The organism is Sulfitobacter sp. F26204 (assembly GCF_026410305.1).
GTDB lineage: Bacteria > Pseudomonadota > Alphaproteobacteria > Rhodobacterales > Rhodobacteraceae > Sulfitobacter.
The window spans coordinates 17,831-33,724 of the sequence record NZ_JAPMLQ010000006.1 but is presented as its reverse complement, the minus strand read 5'-3'; the positions used below and the strand labels follow the sequence as shown (position 1 = coordinate 33,724).

15 protein-coding genes are annotated in these 15,894 nt (G+C 58.8%); 7 read left to right on the top strand and 8 right to left on the bottom strand.

What is annotated here, in order from left to right:
* Nucleotides 1-26 precede the first annotated feature (26 nt).
* Nucleotides 27-773, top strand: coding sequence for a rhomboid family intramembrane serine protease (locus OS190_RS14265; RefSeq protein WP_267159579.1), 747 nt, complete (start codon nucleotides 27-29; stop codon nucleotides 771-773).
* Nucleotides 770-1,147, top strand: a complete 378-nt coding sequence (locus OS190_RS14260; RefSeq protein ID WP_267159393.1) for a GFA family protein — start codon at nucleotides 770-772, stop codon at nucleotides 1,145-1,147. The genes OS190_RS14265 and OS190_RS14260 overlap by 4 nt, the downstream gene beginning before the upstream one ends.
* Here OS190_RS14260 and OS190_RS14255 read toward each other — a convergent pair whose 3' ends face one another.
* The gene (locus OS190_RS14255) at nucleotides 1,148-1,933 is read right to left on the bottom strand and encodes an inositol monophosphatase family protein (RefSeq protein ID WP_267159392.1); all 786 of its coding nucleotides are present in this window, start codon (nucleotides 1,931-1,933) and stop codon (nucleotides 1,148-1,150) included.
* A 178-nt stretch (nucleotides 1,934-2,111) separates the two neighbouring features.
* Between OS190_RS14255 and OS190_RS14250 the strand changes: the two genes are divergently transcribed.
* Nucleotides 2,112-3,152 carry an NADP-dependent oxidoreductase gene (locus OS190_RS14250; protein ID WP_267159391.1) on the top strand — a complete coding sequence of 347 codons (1,041 nt, stop codon included), beginning with the start codon at nucleotides 2,112-2,114 and terminating at the stop codon, nucleotides 3,150-3,152.
* A 127-nt stretch (nucleotides 3,153-3,279) separates the two neighbouring features.
* Here the strand turns inward: OS190_RS14250 and OS190_RS14245 are convergent, their stop codons facing one another.
* The 3 genes from OS190_RS14245 to OS190_RS14235 form a co-directional block, all read right to left on the bottom strand.
* On the bottom strand, nucleotides 3,280-3,747 hold the full coding sequence (locus tag OS190_RS14245; RefSeq protein WP_267159390.1) for an SRPBCC family protein: 468 nt from the start codon (nucleotides 3,745-3,747) through the stop codon (nucleotides 3,280-3,282).
* A complete protein-coding gene (locus OS190_RS14240; protein ID WP_267159389.1) occupies nucleotides 3,744-4,085 on the bottom strand; it encodes an ArsR/SmtB family transcription factor in 342 nt (113 codons plus the stop codon). The genes OS190_RS14245 and OS190_RS14240 overlap by 4 nt, the downstream gene beginning before the upstream one ends.
* Nucleotides 4,086-4,430: 345 nt before the next feature.
* Entirely contained in the window at nucleotides 4,431-5,336 is a 906-nt protein-coding gene (locus tag OS190_RS14235) for a LysR family transcriptional regulator (RefSeq protein WP_267159388.1), read from the bottom strand.
* A gap of 95 nt (nucleotides 5,337-5,431) precedes the next feature.
* Here OS190_RS14235 and metF point away from each other — a divergent pair, with 95 nt between their 5' ends.
* Both metF and OS190_RS14225 read left to right on the top strand, forming a co-directional pair.
* Nucleotides 5,432-6,298, top strand: coding sequence for a methylenetetrahydrofolate reductase [NAD(P)H] (metF, locus tag OS190_RS14230; protein ID WP_267159387.1), 867 nt, complete (start codon nucleotides 5,432-5,434; stop codon nucleotides 6,296-6,298).
* A gap of 63 nt (nucleotides 6,299-6,361) precedes the next feature.
* Nucleotides 6,362-6,844 carry a PaaI family thioesterase gene (locus OS190_RS14225; protein WP_267159386.1) on the top strand — a complete coding sequence of 161 codons (483 nt, stop codon included), beginning with the start codon at nucleotides 6,362-6,364 and terminating at the stop codon, nucleotides 6,842-6,844.
* Between the two features lie 22 nt (nucleotides 6,845-6,866).
* Here OS190_RS14225 and OS190_RS14220 read toward each other — a convergent pair whose 3' ends face one another.
* Complete coding sequence (locus tag OS190_RS14220) at nucleotides 6,867-7,910, bottom strand: T6SS phospholipase effector Tle1-like catalytic domain-containing protein (RefSeq protein WP_267159385.1); 1,044 nt, start codon at nucleotides 7,908-7,910, stop codon at nucleotides 6,867-6,869.
* Nucleotides 7,885-10,182 carry a xanthine dehydrogenase family protein molybdopterin-binding subunit gene (locus tag OS190_RS14215; RefSeq protein ID WP_267159384.1) on the bottom strand — a complete coding sequence of 766 codons (2,298 nt, stop codon included), beginning with the start codon at nucleotides 10,180-10,182 and terminating at the stop codon, nucleotides 7,885-7,887. Before OS190_RS14215 ends, OS190_RS14220 begins: the two co-directional genes overlap by 26 nt.
* Nucleotides 10,183-10,315: 133 nt before the next feature.
* On the opposite strand from OS190_RS14215, the gene OS190_RS14210 reads away from it, so the two are divergent.
* A complete protein-coding gene (locus OS190_RS14210) occupies nucleotides 10,316-13,510 on the top strand; it encodes a valine--tRNA ligase (RefSeq protein ID WP_267159383.1) in 3,195 nt (1,064 codons plus the stop codon).
* 122 nt (nucleotides 13,511-13,632) lie between these two features.
* On the opposite strand, the gene OS190_RS14205 is transcribed toward OS190_RS14210, so the two are convergent.
* Both OS190_RS14205 and OS190_RS14200 read right to left on the bottom strand, forming a co-directional pair.
* A complete protein-coding gene (locus OS190_RS14205) occupies nucleotides 13,633-14,421 on the bottom strand; it encodes a crotonase/enoyl-CoA hydratase family protein (protein ID WP_267159382.1) in 789 nt (262 codons plus the stop codon).
* Nucleotides 14,422-14,493: 72 nt separating this feature from the next.
* Nucleotides 14,494-14,658, bottom strand: coding sequence for a Tat pathway signal protein (locus OS190_RS14200; RefSeq protein WP_267159381.1), 165 nt, complete (start codon nucleotides 14,656-14,658; stop codon nucleotides 14,494-14,496).
* Between the two features lie 100 nt (nucleotides 14,659-14,758).
* Here OS190_RS14200 and OS190_RS14195 point away from each other — a divergent pair, with 100 nt between their 5' ends.
* On the top strand, nucleotides 14,759-15,862 hold the full coding sequence (locus OS190_RS14195) for a pyridoxal phosphate-dependent aminotransferase (protein ID WP_267159380.1): 1,104 nt from the start codon (nucleotides 14,759-14,761) through the stop codon (nucleotides 15,860-15,862).
* Nucleotides 15,863-15,894 lie beyond the last annotated feature (32 nt).

Below are 15,894 nucleotides of genomic sequence, written 5' to 3'. Positions count from 1 at the left end.
CCCGCGCAATCACCCAGCGTGGCAAAATGTTTCCGATACGCGATCATAACCCGTCCGGGCGGGTACCCTATGTCACTTATATCCTGATGGCGTTCAACATCGGCCTTTTCCTCAGTTATGTGCCCCTGTTGCCAAACGATCCTGCGCTTTATGCCTTTTATGACTCCTACGCCATGGTGCCTCTCCGCATCAGCAACGGATACGGTTTTCATAGCCTGCTGACCTCCCAGTTCCTGCATGGCGGCTGGATGCACCTGGCGGGTAACATGCTGTTCCTATACATTTACGGCGATAATATAGAAGAAGAGATGGGGCATCTTCCCTATCTGGTATTCTACCTTGCCGCGGGGGTGGTCGCGGCCCTGACACAGGTCGCCTTTGAACCCTCGTCGACCGTGCCAATGGTCGGGGCTTCGGGGGCCATTGCAGGGGTGATGGGCGCTTATCTGCTGCTGTTTCCCAAGGCCAAGATCGACATCCTGATCATCTTCATCGTGTTTTTCCGCATTTTCCCGATCCCCGCCTGGATCATCCTGACCCTGTGGTTCGGCATGCAGTTCCTGGGAGGACTCGGCGCTGATCCAGATGCCGGCGGCGTTGCCTTCTGGGCCCATGCCGGTGGCTTTGTGGCCGGGCTGTTGGGTGCACTACCGGTCTGGTTCAACCGTGGCGGCCCGGCTTTCTGGCGGCGCACCGACGGTCATCCTCCGCATCCAGAGGCGACCTACCCCGAGATCAACAACAGCCGTATTCCAAAGGTCAGACGCAAATGAACGCTTCCTGCGACATCACCGCCTCCTGCCACTGCGGTGCAGTGACACTCACGGCAACACTGCCTTTCGGCTTCTCTCGCATCAGCCGCTGTACCTGCTCGTTCTGCGCCCGAAGACAGGCAGCCGCCGTCACAGCGACAACCGCATCGCTGGTGGTGACCAAAGGCGCGGACAACCTGTCACTTTATTGCTGGGGTACAAAAACAGCCAAACATTACTTTTGCAAAACCTGTGGCATTTACACGCACCACCAACGCAGATCAGACCCCGCAGAATGCGGCATCAACCTGGGATGCATCGCTCAGGCAAAGCCCTGGGACTATGAGCCGATCCAATGGACGGACGGCATCAACCACCCATCTGACGCCGGTTGATTACCCGCGCAGGGCCTTGGCAAACCCTGAAAAGATCGGCTCGTTGGCACAGATCACCTGACCATCCGCCAGAATATCGCGCCCTTTGTCCAGCGGTTCGACCAGGCCACCGGCTTCGCGCACGATCACCAGACCCGCCGCCAGATCCCACGGCTTCAACCGGCGTTCCCAGAAACCGTCATAACGTCCGGCACCGACATAGGCCAAATCAAGCGAAGCCGCCCCGAAGCGGCGCACGCCCGCGCATACCGGCAGTATGCGCGCCAGGTCCTTGAGTGTCTCGGGCAGATCGGCGCGCCCTGCAAAGGGCAATCCCGTGGCAAAGATGCTTTCGATCAACTTGTGGCGGCCCGACACCCGCAAACGGGTCTCATTCAACCAGGCACCGGCACCCTTTTCGGCAAAGAACATCTCGTCCTTTGACGGGTCATAAACAACACCTGCGACGATTTCGCCCTTGTGTTCCAATGCGATGGACACCGCCCAATGCGCCAAACCATGCAGAAAATTCGTCGTGCCATCCAGCGGATCGACAATCCAGCGGCGTGTCGGGTCCTGCCCTTCTTCAAAGCCACCCTCCTCGGCCAGCCAACCATAGGTCGGGCGGGCGCCCATCAAATCATCCTTGAGGATCTTTTCCGCGCCAATATCCGCCTTGGTTACAAAATCACCCGCCCCCTTGACCGAGACCTGCAATTGCTCAACCTCGCGGAAGTCCTTGACCAGCGCGCGGCCCGCCCTGCGTGCCGCTTTCATCATTACATTGAGATTTGCGCTGCCAACCATGGTAAGTCCCTTTGTCTTTCAGATGTTCCTTTAGGCCGCAGACCGCCGAATGCCAAGGGCAAGATCGCGGCAAGGCCATTTCGCCCAACCCAGAGCGCAACGTCATTTGCCTTATCCCTTGTCATTTCGAACACACAGGTCACGGTAGCGCCAACATCTTTCATCAAAGGAAATGAACATGAGCACCCAAATGCAACAGATCGTTCTGGCAAGCCGTCCCGACGGCGCGCCCACATCTGAGAATTTCCGCCTGGAAACGGCCGATATGCCCACCCCCGGCGAAGGCGAAGTCCTGGTCGAAGTCCACTACATGTCGCTTGACCCCTACATGCGCGGGCGCATGGATGACGCGAAATCCTATGCTGAACCGGTGCCGATTGGTGGCAAGATGGAGGGCGGTAGCGCGGGCAAGGTCATTGCTTCCAATTCATCCCACCTCAAGGAAGGCGACATGGTCTTTGGCCCCTTTGGCTGGGCAACCCATGCCGTTGCAAATGCCAAGATGTGCCGCAAGCTGGACCCCGACCAGGCGCATATCACTACATCGCTGGGTGTTCTGGGCATGCCGGGTCTGACCGGGTGGCACGGCCTGATGGCCTATGGCAAACCCAAGGCGGGTGAAACGCTGATGGTTGCCGCCGCCACGGGGCCAGTGGGCTCCATGGTCGGACAAATCGCCAAATCCTTGGGCCTGCGGGTCGTGGGCATCGCCGGCGGCGCGGACAAATGTAAAACCGCTGTAGATCACTTTGGCTTTGACGCTTGCCTTGACCACCGCGCCTATGAAGACGCCAAATCCCTGCGCGCGGCGCTCCAGGATGAATGCCCCAAAGGCATCGACATCTATTTCGAGAATGTCGGGGGCAAGGTTCTGGAGGCGGTACTGCCACTCATGCGTCCCCATGGCCGCATCCCGATCTGCGGCATGATCGCCTGGTACAATGCAGGCGGCCTTGGCGAAAACGCTGGCGGCGCAGGCCTTACCGCCCCGAAACTCTGGCGCACAATTCTGGTAAATTTCCTCTCCGTTAACGGGTTTATCATCTCCAACCACTGGGACCGTTTCCCCGACTTCCTCAAGGAGGTCGCCCCAAAGGTCGCCAGCGGCGAGATCGCCGTACAGGAAGACATCACCGAAGGGCTTGAGAACGCGCCACAAGCGTTCATCGACCTGCTGACGGGTGGCAATACCGGCAAGGCGATTGTGAAGGTGGGCTGACCCAACGGGGGCGGGATCAACCCCGCCCTACGGAACGCGTGGGGCTGGGCGACCTGGGATGGCCGACTTGGTGCCGAATGCCGGGTGTGCGGACAAAGCCGACTTCGGCGCAATGTCCGCTTTCAGTTTATTTGAGTGATTGCGCGTATTCCTCAAGCTGAGTAGCGACCGTGCCCCACCCATCATAGAAGCCCATGTCCTCATGGCTTTGACGGGCTTCGGGCGAACGATGTCTGGCAGTAGCAGTGTAGGTCGTGCCACCATTCCCATCGTCAGCGAACTCGATGATCGCCGTCATGAACGGATCGGCGGCGGGCTTCCATTCTTCGCTATAGGTGTCAGTGAAAACCAGGCGTTCGCCTTCGACGACTTCGAGATAGACGCCTTCGTTTTCCATCGTGTTGCCTTCGACGTTCATCGTCGTGTTGAACTTGCCGCCGACCCGAAGGTCGATCTCGCAGGTGTCGATCCCGTGCGGCTTGGGCACAAAGAAGTGCTTGATATGCTCCGGTGTTGTCCAGCATTCCCACAGAAGCGCACGCGGTGCGTTTATTGTGCGAGTGAAGGTCAGGTCAGTTTCCGGGTTGAGTTTCATTTGCTGCGCTCCTGCATGAGGTTCTTGATGTAATCGTCAAAGCGGTCGAGCCGTCCTTCCCAGATTGCATTTTGTTCGGTCAGCCAGTCCTTCGCAGGCGTGAAGGCATCAGGGGCCAATTCGCATATCCGCGTCCGCCCTTCCTTTTTCGACGTGACGAGGCTGGCCGCTTCCAGTTTCTTCAGATGCTCCATGAACGACGGCAGCGCCATGTCATGGGGCTCCGCCAGTTCGCTCACAGTCGCCTCGCCGCGAGCAAGACGTTGAAGGATCATACGCCGTGTCGGATCACCGAGCGCTGAGAAACAGAGATCGAGGTTCGAATCATACTTAGACATATCCCTAAGTAATGCTTCGGGAGTATACGATCAAGATATTTAGGAAAAAGCCTAAGTGAAGGAATAGCTGCCATTCGTCATCATGCAGAATTCGGTAGGTTGGGCTCACAGCCAAACCCTCGACGACACCACACCAGCCCGGAATCAAGGCGTAGCCGCCGGGCCATCGCCTGCCCCCCGCTTGGGCAGGCGATTTCGAGAGGCCGGGTGGTGCATCGGCAGGACACCCCAAGGCCGCACCACAAAGTGGCAGAGAACAGGCCTCTGATCGCCTTCCCGGAGCAGGCGCTGATCCGTCGCGCGCTGTGTTGTTTGGTCAAGGCCGGCTCAAACCAGCCTTCCCCCTCAAACCGCCTGCAGCTTCCGCGCCTCGTCCCCTGCCAGTTGCAACAACTGATCCATGAACGGCTTGCCCAGATCATCCGTGCGCACCGCCGCATAAAGCCGCCGTGTCACCCCCTCAGCCGTCAGCGGGCGGGTGACATAATCCGAAGAATACTGTACTTCGCGCACCACCCAATCAGGCAGTACAGCAACACCGCGATTTGATGCCACCAGCAACAGGATCACCGCCGTCAATTCCACCTGCCGGATTGCAGCAGGGTCCACTTTGGCAGGAATCAGCAACTGGCTGAAGACATCCAGCCGCGAGCGTTCCACCGGATAGGTAATCAAGGTCTCACCGCGAAAATCGCCAGCTTCGACAAAGGGTTTCGCAGCCAGTGGATGCGTGCTTGCCGCGACGAAAACTGCTTTGTAATCAAACAGTTCCACAAAAGTCACCCCTGCCAGATCTTCCGGGTCCGAGGACACGACCAGATCAACCTCCTCGCGCAGCAAAGCGGGCAAGGCATCAAAGGCCAAACCGGGTCGAATATCCACATCGACATCCGGCCATGACCGGCGGAAATGTTCCAGCACCGGGAACAGCCACTCGAAACAGGCGTGACACTCGATCGCAATATGCATGCGCCCCGTGCTACCGGCCCGCAATCCGCTGAATTCGTCCTGCAAGGCCTGCACCTGCGGCAACACCTGATGCGCCAGTTTCAAAAGACGTTGCCCCGCAGGCGACAGCTTCAACGGTTTTGAGCGCCGCACAAAAAGCTCAACCCCCGCCTGATCTTCCAGGCCTTTGACCTGATGGGACAAGGCGGATTGCGTGATGTTCATCTGCTCTGCTGCGCGCGCCAACCCACCGGCCTCGTGGATGGCCTGAATGGTCCGCAGATGTCTGAACTCAATATGCACGTGAGGCTTTCCTCATGTTGAAGATGAAAGTTATGAGTTTGTTTCACAGCTCAAGGTGTGAAACAAGAGAGAACGCGCAGCAAAGGACAACACCAATGACCACGCCTCAAGTATCTTTCGAAGTATTCCCGCCCCGCAATGTCGATGCAGGGTTCAACCTCTGGGATACGGCACAGACCTTGGCGCCCCTGAACCCACGTTTCTTTTCTGTGACCTACGGTGCAGGCGGCAGCACGCGCGACCTCACCCATGACGCTGCCCATGTATTGCGCCGGACATCTGGCCTTCCGGTTGCGGCGCATCTCACTTGCGTCGGGGCAAGCAAGACCGAAACACTTGAGGTTGCGGAAACATTTGCCAAAATCGGCGTGACCGACATCGTCGCTCTGCGTGGCGACCCACAGGATGGAGCTAAAACCTTTACTCCGCACCCCGAAGGCTTTGCTGACAGCTGCGCCCTGATCGAAGCTCTGGCAGAGAAAGGCACCTTTAACATCCGCGTCGGTGCCTACCCCGACAGCCACCCCGAAGCTGCGGACATGAACGCCAATGTGCAATGGCTGAAGCGCAAATTCGAAGCCGGCGCTGACGAGGCGATCACGCAGTTCTTCTTTGAACCCGAAAGTTTCCTGCGCTTCCGTGACGCCTGCGCCAAGGTCGGCATCGACAAACCGATCACCCCCGGCATCATGCCTGTCCTGAACTGGAAATCCGCCCGCAACTTCGCTACGCGTTGCGGCACGCCGGTCCCCAAATGGGTGGACGACGCCTTCGAAGCGGCAATCCGCGACGACCGCCATGATCTGCTGGCCACCGCAATGTGCACCGAAATGTGCGACACGCTGATCAACGAGGGCGTCGAGAACCTGCATTTCTACACGCTCAACCGTGCCGAGTTGACGCGAAATGTCTGCCGCGCATTGGGCGTTACACCAGAGATTGCCGTACGGGACGTGGCGTAACCGCTTGGCAAGTCGGGTCTATGCCCCCTAGCATCCGGTGACACCCAACCGGAGACCACGCACATGCCCCGCATTGCCACCAAACCGCAAGACCTGCTGAGCCAGTCCGAGGCCCTGGCGCTCTCGGGTCTGGAATTCATGCAATCCATCCTGGACGGCACCAATCCCGGTCCGCCGATTGGTGCCACCATGGGCTATACCCTGCAGGCCGTTGAAGAGGGGCGCGCAGTGTTTCGCGGTACACCGGAATTTAACGTCACCAACCCGATGGGCACCGTGCATGGGGGCTGGTACGGCACGCTTCTTGACAGTGCGATGGCCTGTGCCGTGATGACAAAGGTGCCACGGGGATCGGTCTATACAACTCTGGAATACAAGATCAACATCCTGCGCGCCCTGCCCCTGGGGACGCAGATTGATTGCATCGGCGTCACCGATCATGTGGGTCGCTCAACAGGCGTGGCACATGGTGAAATCAGAGGTGTCCAAGACGGCAAACTTTATGCCACAGGCTCCACTACCTGTATCGTGATGAAGATTGCCTGACCCAGCCGCCAGAGGCGGAAACTCAACTTCCGCGGTCAGGATTTTTCAAACCTTCGGTTTTCGCCTCACCCTGTCGCGCCAGCACACTTTCATGCAGCCGCTCTGACGGGTCGCGGCCGATGATGCGCTTCTTGCGCGACATCAGAACTCTGCCATGGCCCCGCCAGGTGCCGCGTGCAGGCGCAAGGGCATCCTGTTTATAGCGGTCCCGCCATCCCTTCGGCAGGGGAAGACCTGTTTTTTCCGCCTGTTCCAGCATCCAGACCAACGGGATATTGGCAAGCGGACGCGCCGCCTCGAACCCTCCCAACTGGCCGCCAACGTCGCCATGGGCACCGGGAAACCAGACCTGTTCGACCTTTGCGGCGTGGTCCGTGTCAGTGTGCCATAACACCGGCGCGAATGCCGCACGCGTTTCATCATGCGCCAGAGCATGAAACCCGTGCTTTACGCTTTGCCCCAGATCATGATTGTGAAAGGCGTGCAGATGCTCCGAAAAACGCCACAGGACCGGCGCATTAAGTCCCAGGGATTTTACCGTATCCCAGACACCGATCATCTCGATCTCGATCTCAGCGTGGCAATGCAGGGAGCTGAATACCTTGGCCACGTCGCTGTCGGGCGCTCTTTCATAATGGCGATAGGCGGCGCGGATGTTGCGTTCTGTCGCACAGTCATTGCGCAACAAACCGACCAGATCAATCACACCGGCAAGGGACCGGACAGCATAGGCACCACGGGAGTAGCCGAACAGGAAAATCCGATCCCCCGTGCGATACCGTGAGGCAAGCCACCCATAGGCGCGGCGGATTTGCCGGTTGATCCCCTTCCCTGAGGCCACATCCCAGATCGTGCTCCAGTTATCCCACTGAAGCCCCGGTTCGTAATAAAGGGAAACCGCCGCCCCCATTTCGCGCAACAACATATATGTGCGCCCGGCGTTGGTCTGGTAGAGTGGCTCAAGCGAAGACAATGTGCCGTCCAGCACGATGACATGGCTGACGGGCGGGCGGGTCGCTGGCCCGCCTGTCGTCGACTCATTATTCTGCGGCGAGGCGTCCCTCATTCAGCATCTCCCAGACCCGGTGCGGCGTGAACGGCATATCCGCCTGGCGCACGCCATGTTCCCACAATGCATCCTGCACCGCGTTAGCAACGGCTGCCAAAGCGCCAACAGTGCCTGCCTCGCCGCATCCTTTCATCCCCATGACATTGGCAGTCGAGGGCACAGGTTCCGAGGTAAAGGAAATATACGGAAGGTCAGCGGCGCGTGGCATGGCATAATCCATAAACGAGGCCGTGAGCAGCTGCCCGTCTTCATCATAGACAACGCGCTCTTGCACCGCTTGTCCCACACCCTGGGCGACGCCGCCATGCACCTGCCCTTCGGCAAGCATCGGGTTGATCAGATTGCCGAAATCGTCAACGACCGTATAACGCTCTGTCGTGACAATCCCGGTTTCCGGGTCAATCACGACTTCGGCAACATGGGCACCATTGGGAAAACTACGGGCCGGCAGCGTATCGCGTTCGTGATGCTCCAGCAGGTCACCACGGCCCTTTTCCCGTGCCATTTCGGCCACTTCCAGCATCGTGGGCGTCAGATTCGAGCCCTCGGCGCGGAACCTTTCATCATCGAACATGATCTCGCGCGCCGGCACGCCAAGTTCATCAGCAAGGAAAGCGCTGAAGACCTCCGTGATCTTGGCAACTGTCGCCAGTGTCGCATTGGTCTGTGTCGTGACAGAACGCGACCCCCCGGTACCGCCGCCTGTTTTGATCAGGTCGGAATCCCCCTGCACGACACGTATCCGGTCTGCCGGTATGCCGGTCTGATCGCTCAGGAACTGGGCATAGACGGTTTCGTGCCCCTGTCCCCCCGATTGCGTCCCCACGTAAATCGTGACATGGCCTTCTGCCTCGAATACCACCTTGGCCCCCTCAGATGGATCGCCCAGAATGCTTTCGATGTAATAGCACAGACCCATACCGCGTAATAATCCGCGCCTGGCATCGGCGGCCTTGCGCGCCGCAAACCCCGCATGGTCAGCCTCTTCTGCGACCCTCTGCAACAGTCGCTCGAAATCCCCCACGTCATAGGTTTCCCCTGTGGCCGCCTTGTAGGGGAACTGCTCCGGCTTGATAAAGTTGATCCGACGCAATTCCCATGGATCAACCCCCAGTTCGCGGGCGGCACGGTCCATCAGACGCTCCAGCACATAAATCGCCTCGGGACGCCCGGCCCCGCGATAGGCATCCACCGGCACGGTATTGGTATAAACACCGTCCACCTGAAGCCATGTGGTCTGCACATCATAGACCCCCATCAGGACCCGGCTGAACAACTGGGTCTGAATGAACTGGGCAAACTGCGAATTATACGCGCCAAGGTTACATATCGTTCGGACGCGATAGGCCGTAATTCTGTGATCGGCATCAAAGGCCAATTCCGCCAGAGAGGTCAGGTCACGCCCGCCATTGTCGGTCAGCATCGCCTCTGTGCGCTCGGACATCCAGCGCACCGGACGCGCCAGGACACGCGCCGCCTGCGCAACACAGAAATATTCGTTATAGGTCATCGACTTCATGCCAAAGGCACCGCCGGTATCAGGGTTGGTCACATGCACCAGTTCAGGATCGAGCCCAAAAGCCTTTGCAATATATCCCTTGTGAACCCAGACACCCTGCCCGTTGTTGGCCACATGCACACGCCCGTCGTGCCATTCCGCATAACAGCCTCGCGGCTCCATCGAGTTCACGATGATCCGGTTGTCCTCCACATCCAGCACGACGGTTTTTGCCGCAGCGGCAAAGGCGGCCTCGGTCGCGGCTTCGTCGCCCATGCCCCAGTCAAACGCCTTGTTGTCCGGCGCTTCTGCATGCAGGGCCTCACCGCCAACCGCGCGATCCACCTTGGCGGGCAGATCATCCACCTCAAACATGATCAATTCCGCAGCATCTCGTGCCGCAGCCAGCGTATCGGCTACGATCATCGCCACTGGCTCTCCCACATAGCGGACGCGCTCCCGTGCCAGCATCGGGCGCAAGGGTTGTGCCCCGTCAGAACCGTCCCGGTTCTTGACCACCGCCCCCGCCATCGCAATATCCATGCCCGCCGCCTCCAGATCGGCACAGGTCAATACCAGATGCACCCCTTCGGCCGCCGCGGCATCGCTCACATCCAAGGATGTAATCACACCATGGGCGACAGATGAGCGAAAGAAATAGCCATGCAAGGCCTCGGTCGGCGCAATATCATCCACATAACGCCCCTCACCGGTCAGGAACCGCAAATCTTCCGTTCGAACAACCGATTGGCTCTTCCCGAATTTTTCCATGAAAACTGCCTCTTTCTGGGTGGGGTACGAGAACAGAGACTTAACCGCCCAGACCGTGTTGTCCAGCCCGCCCTTTCCCTCGGTCGCAACCTCCGTTAGATCAACCCTCAAACGTGATTGAGGATCAATGACCATGGCTCTGGAAAAGAATTTTGACTCTGGTGAGGCCGAAGCCCGCCTTTACGCCGCTTGGGAAAAGGCCGGTGCCTTCAAGGCTGGTGCCAATGCCTCCCGCGATGAAACCTTCTCCATCATGATCCCGCCGCCCAATGTGACGGGCGTCTTGCACATGGGCCATGCCTTCAACAACACGCTTCAGGACATCCTGACCCGCTGGCATCGCATGCGCGGCTTTGACACGCTTTGGCAGCCTGGCCAGGATCACGCGGGCATCGCGACGCAAATGGTTGTGGAACGCCAGCTGGCCGCGGACGGCAAACCGCCGCGCCGCGAGTGGTCCCGCGAGGACTTCACGGCTGAAATCTGGAAATGGAAAGCTAAATCCGGCGGCACGATCATCGACCAACTCAAACGCCTCGGTGCCTCCTGTGACTGGGACCGCAACGCGTTCACCATGTCCGGTGCCCCAAATGCGCCAGCAGGTGAAGAAGGCAACTTCCACGACGCCGTGATCAAAGTCTTTGTCGACATGTACAACAAGGGCCTGATCTATCGCGGCAAACGCCTCGTCAATTGGGACCCGCATTTTGAGACCGCCATTTCCGATCTCGAAGTTGAAAGCACCGAAGTTGACGGCCACATGTGGCACTTCAAATACCCGCTCGCGGCCAAAGAAAATGGAGAACGCGCCACCTATACCTATGTCGAGAAAGACGAAGACGGCAATGTCACGCTCTCCGAGGAACGCGACTATATCTCCATCGCCACCACGCGCCCTGAAACCATGTTGGGCGACGGCGCGGTTGCGGTACATCCCTCGGACGAACGCTATGCCTCCATCGTCGGCAAACTCTGCGAAATTCCGGTTGGACCCAAAGAACACCGCCGTTTGATCCCGATCATCACCGATGAATACCCTGATCCGACATTCGGGTCCGGCGCGGTCAAGATCACCGGTGCCCATGATTTCAATGACTACGAAGTCGCCAAGCGTAACAACATCCCGCTTTACGCGCTGATGGACACCCGTGGCGCGATGCGCAGCGATGGTCTGCCTTATGACGCTGCCGCCTCCCGTGCCCAGGCCATCGCAGAAGGCCGCGAAGAAGCCCCCTTTGATGCCACCGAAATCAACCTTGTGCCCGAAGACTACCGTGGCCTTGACCGCTTCGATGCCCGTGAAAAGGTGATCGCAGACATCACCGCCGAAGGGCTGGCCGTGATGACAGCCCATGACGATCCGCGTTTGGGCAAACCTGCGAAGAAAAAGAAGAAGGGCGATGAAGAAGAAATCGTTGATACGGCCCCCGTCCCGCTGGTCGAGGCCAAAAAGATCATGCAACCCTTCGGCGACCGCTCCAAAGTCGTGATCGAGCCGATGCTCACCGACCAATGGTTCGTTGCCACCGACAAGATCGTGCAGCCCGCGATTGACGCCGTGCGCAATGGCGATGTGAAAATTCTGCCCGAGCAGGACAAGAAGGTATATTTCCACTGGCTGGAGAACATCGAACCATGGTGTATCTCACGCCAATTGTGGTGGGGGCATCAGATACCGGTTTGGTACGGGCTTGACCTGAAAGGGCGCGGCTTTACCGATGACGAGGGCGACGGCGCATTGGACATGGTCGAATTGTCCCGCCTCTTATTGCAGCAATCCCTGCCGGAAAGCAGCGATCACCATCACTGCGCCGCCGATTTTGATGCGGTCACTGACAGCTTTGCCGATGTATTGGTCAAGCTGCCAACCCCGTTGAACCATGCCCGCGTTGTCGAAGTCGCCTCGCGCAGCGAAGCCATGCATGTTCTGGCCGAAAGCCTTGCGGTTTACACTGGCAGTCAGGATCCGACCGATGTTGTTTATCCCGTCTGGCGCGACCCCGACGTGCTTGACACATGGTTCTCCTCCGGTCTCTGGCCTATCGGGACGCTTGGCTGGCCCGAAGAAACCGAAGAGCTCAAGAAATACTTCCCCACCTCCGTCCTTGTCACAGGCTTTGACATCATCTTCTTCTGGGTCGCCCGCATGATGATGATGCAATATGCCGTGGTTGATCAGAAACCTTTCGACACCGTATATGTCCACGCGCTGGTGCGCGACGAGAAGGGCAAGAAGATGTCGAAGTCCCTCGGCAACGTCCTTGACCCGCTGGAACTGATCGACGAATTCGGCGCGGATGCGGTGCGTTTCACCGTGACCTCCATGGCCGCCATGGGGCGCGATTTGAAATTGTCCACAGCCCGCATCACCGGCTACCGCAACTTCGGCACAAAACTGTGGAACGCCCACCGTTTTGCCGAAATGAATGGCGTATTCGAGATGCACCAAGGGGTGCATGGGGGGTGCACAGGGGGTGTACGCCCGACGCAACCCCAAGCCACACTCAACAAATGGATCATCGGCGAAACCGCCCGCGTGCGTGAAGAGGTCGATGCCGCCCTCGCCAATTACCGCTTTAACGATGCCGCCAACACACTTTATGCCTTTGTCTGGGGCAAGGTCTGCGACTGGTATGTGGAACTGTCCAAACCCCTGTTACAGGACGGCGCACCGGAAGCAGAGGAGACAAGAAAAACAATGGGTTGGGTGCTTGACCAATGCCTGATCCTGCTGCATCCGATCATGCCTTTCATCACCGAGGAACTCTGGCAAACCACCGTCGCGCGGGACAAGATGCTGGTCCACGCCGACTGGCCGACCTACACCACCGCTGACCTGTTGGATGCCGAGGCGGACCGCGAACTGAACTGGGTGATCGGTCTGATCGAAGGTATCCGATCCGCCCGCGCCCAGATGCACGTCCCCGCCGGCCTCAAGGTACCGATGATCGTCACTGAAATGGACGCCTCGGCCCAGGCTGCATGGGATGGCAATGAAACCATGATCAAGCGCCTTGCACGGGTAGAAAGCCTTGAAAAAGCGGAAAGTTTTCCCAAGGGTTGTGTCTCTATCCCGGCCCCGGGTGCGAGCTTTGGACTCCCCCTCGCCGGGCTGATCGACATCGGTGAAGAGAAGGCGCGTCTGCAAAAATCACTTGATAAACTGGCCAAGGAAATAGGCGGTCTCAAGGGGCGTTTGAACAACCCTAAATTCGCTGCCTCCGCCCCCGAAGACGTGGTCGCCGAAGCCCGCGCCAATCTGGATGCGCGCCAGGAAGAGGCCGACCAATTGCAGGCCGCATTGGACCGTCTGGCCGAGATCGACTGATGCAGGCCGGCTGCCCCCTGCACAGCGTCGTCCCTGCGCAGAGGTCGGAAATGAGTTTAAGGGCAAGATGAAGCCCGCGCCTGCTGCCTCTTTGAAAGGCGTCAGGCGGGTCTGGCCTTGGGCTATTTGAAAACCGCCGGGCGCTTTGCCATCTCGGCAGCGATGACTTCCATTTGGTGCGGCTTGCCGATGAGCTCGGATTGAAGGCGCGATTCTGCTTCGAGAACCGATGCGGCATCATTGGATTCCGCAATTGCAATCAGACGCTTGGCTGCGCGGATGGCCGAGGGGCTTTTGCCCGCGATGGTCGTGGCAAGTTCAGTTGCCGCTGCCAGCGGATCAGCCGCCGCTTCGGTGATCAGCCCCCAGACGAGCGCCTGGTCGGTATCTATCTGTTCGGCAGTATAGGTCATGCGGCGCAAAACGTCCGAACGCACCAGTTGTGGCAACAGAACCATCCCGCCCATGTCCGGGACGATACCCCATTTCATTTCCATCACTGCAAATCGTGTCCCCGGCGCAGCGATGCGAATGTCCGCCCCGAGGGCAAGCTGCATGCCTGCCCCAAAGCAAACCCCATGGATCGCAGCAATGACGGGAATCTCCATTCGGTGCCATATCATTGCGACTTCTTGCCATTGGTTGGTCGTACCCGCACCATGGGTGCGGGGCATGATGACGTCAGCGGGGTCTTTGCCCATCATGCCTGCAAGGCTGGTAAGGTCGATGCCGGCACAAAAGGCCTTGCCCTCGCCCGAGAGCACGACGCAACGCGCATCGGAGGCGGCAACCTCTTGTCCTGCCGCGATAATTCCGTCGATCATTTCGGGATCAACGGCATTCATCTTGTCCGCGCGGGTCAAGCGAACAAAAGCGATATGGTTGTCATAGGTTACGGTAACGCGGGCCATGGAATCCTCCGGTTTGGTCGGAGTTATCTGAGCCGATCAAACCGGGACAGGCCAGCGAAACGTGACGGCATATCAGGGTACCAGGCGGTCGATCGCACGCATCATGCCAAGGCTTTTGTCATAAACCAATGTCAGGATACGCCGTGCAGGCGGTTTGCCAAGCGTCACAGGCACGCTCCGCAGGGCACCGGCGGCAAGGGTCGAGGCGATAAAGCCACGGCGGGTGAGCCTGGTCATGTTCCGGGATCCTTCCGAGATACAGCTTGCCCCCTTATAGGTGCGCACCCCGTTTTTCCAAGCCCTTGCCCAAATGCGACGGGCCGCTTAACACAGCGGTATGACCCAGTATCGCCTTACCCCGCTTGCCCGTTCCCTGCCTGCCACTGTCCCCTTTGTCGGGCCTGAGACCCAGGAACGTGCCCGCAACCGTCGCTTTGATGCACGCCTTGGCGCGAATGAAAACGTCTTTGGCCCTTCGCCGCATGCGCTCCGGGCAATCGCCGAGGCGGGGCACTGGATGTATGGCGATCCCGAAAGCCATGATCTACGCTGTGCTCTTGCCGCCCATCACGACACAACGATTGATCATATCATCGTGGGCGAAGGCATTGACGGATTGCTGGGCTATGTCACGCGGTTGTTCGTTGCGCCGGGAGATGCAGTTGTCACTTCTGACGGGGCCTATCCGACCTTTAACTACCACGTTGCAGGCTTTGGCGGCGCGCTGCACAAAGTGCCCTACCGCGACGATCATGAAGATCCGGAGGCCTTGTTCGCGAAGGCCGCCGAGGTGGATGCCAAACTGGTCTATCTGGCCAATCCCGATAATCCGATGGGATCCTGGCACCGGGGCAGCGACATCATGTCAGCCCTGCAAGGGTTGCCGGAACAGACAGTTTTGGTCCTGGATGAGGCCTATGTTGAAACTGCGCCGGAAGGCACTGCCTTGCCATTGGCATGGAGAGACCCGAGAGTCATCAGGATGCGTACCTTTTCAAAGGCTTACGGATTGGCCGGGGCGCGGGTGGGTTATGCCATTGCAGCGCCGGAACTGATCACCGCCTTTCACAAGGTACGCAATCATTTTGGCATGAATCGTGCAGCGCAGGCCGGGGCGCTGGCCGCGCTGGAAGACCAGGGCTGGCTGGCAAAGGTCTTGGGCGAAATCAAGAACGCCCGCGAAGGCATTGCCGGTATTGCGCGTCGCAACGGGCTGGACCCTTTGCCTTCGGCAGCCAATTTCGTTACGATAGATTGCGGGCGGGATGGCCATTTTGCCAAGGCTGTTCTGGATGGTCTTGTCGCGCGGGGTGTTTTCGTGCGCATGCCATTTGTCGCCCCGCAGAATCGATGCATCCGGATCAGTTGCGGCACACCTGCTCAACTGGATCAAGTCGCCAACGCCCTGCCTGATGCCCTTGCCGAAGCAACAAGAAGCTGACCTGCAAAGTAATCAAGCTATAGTTGGCCGTA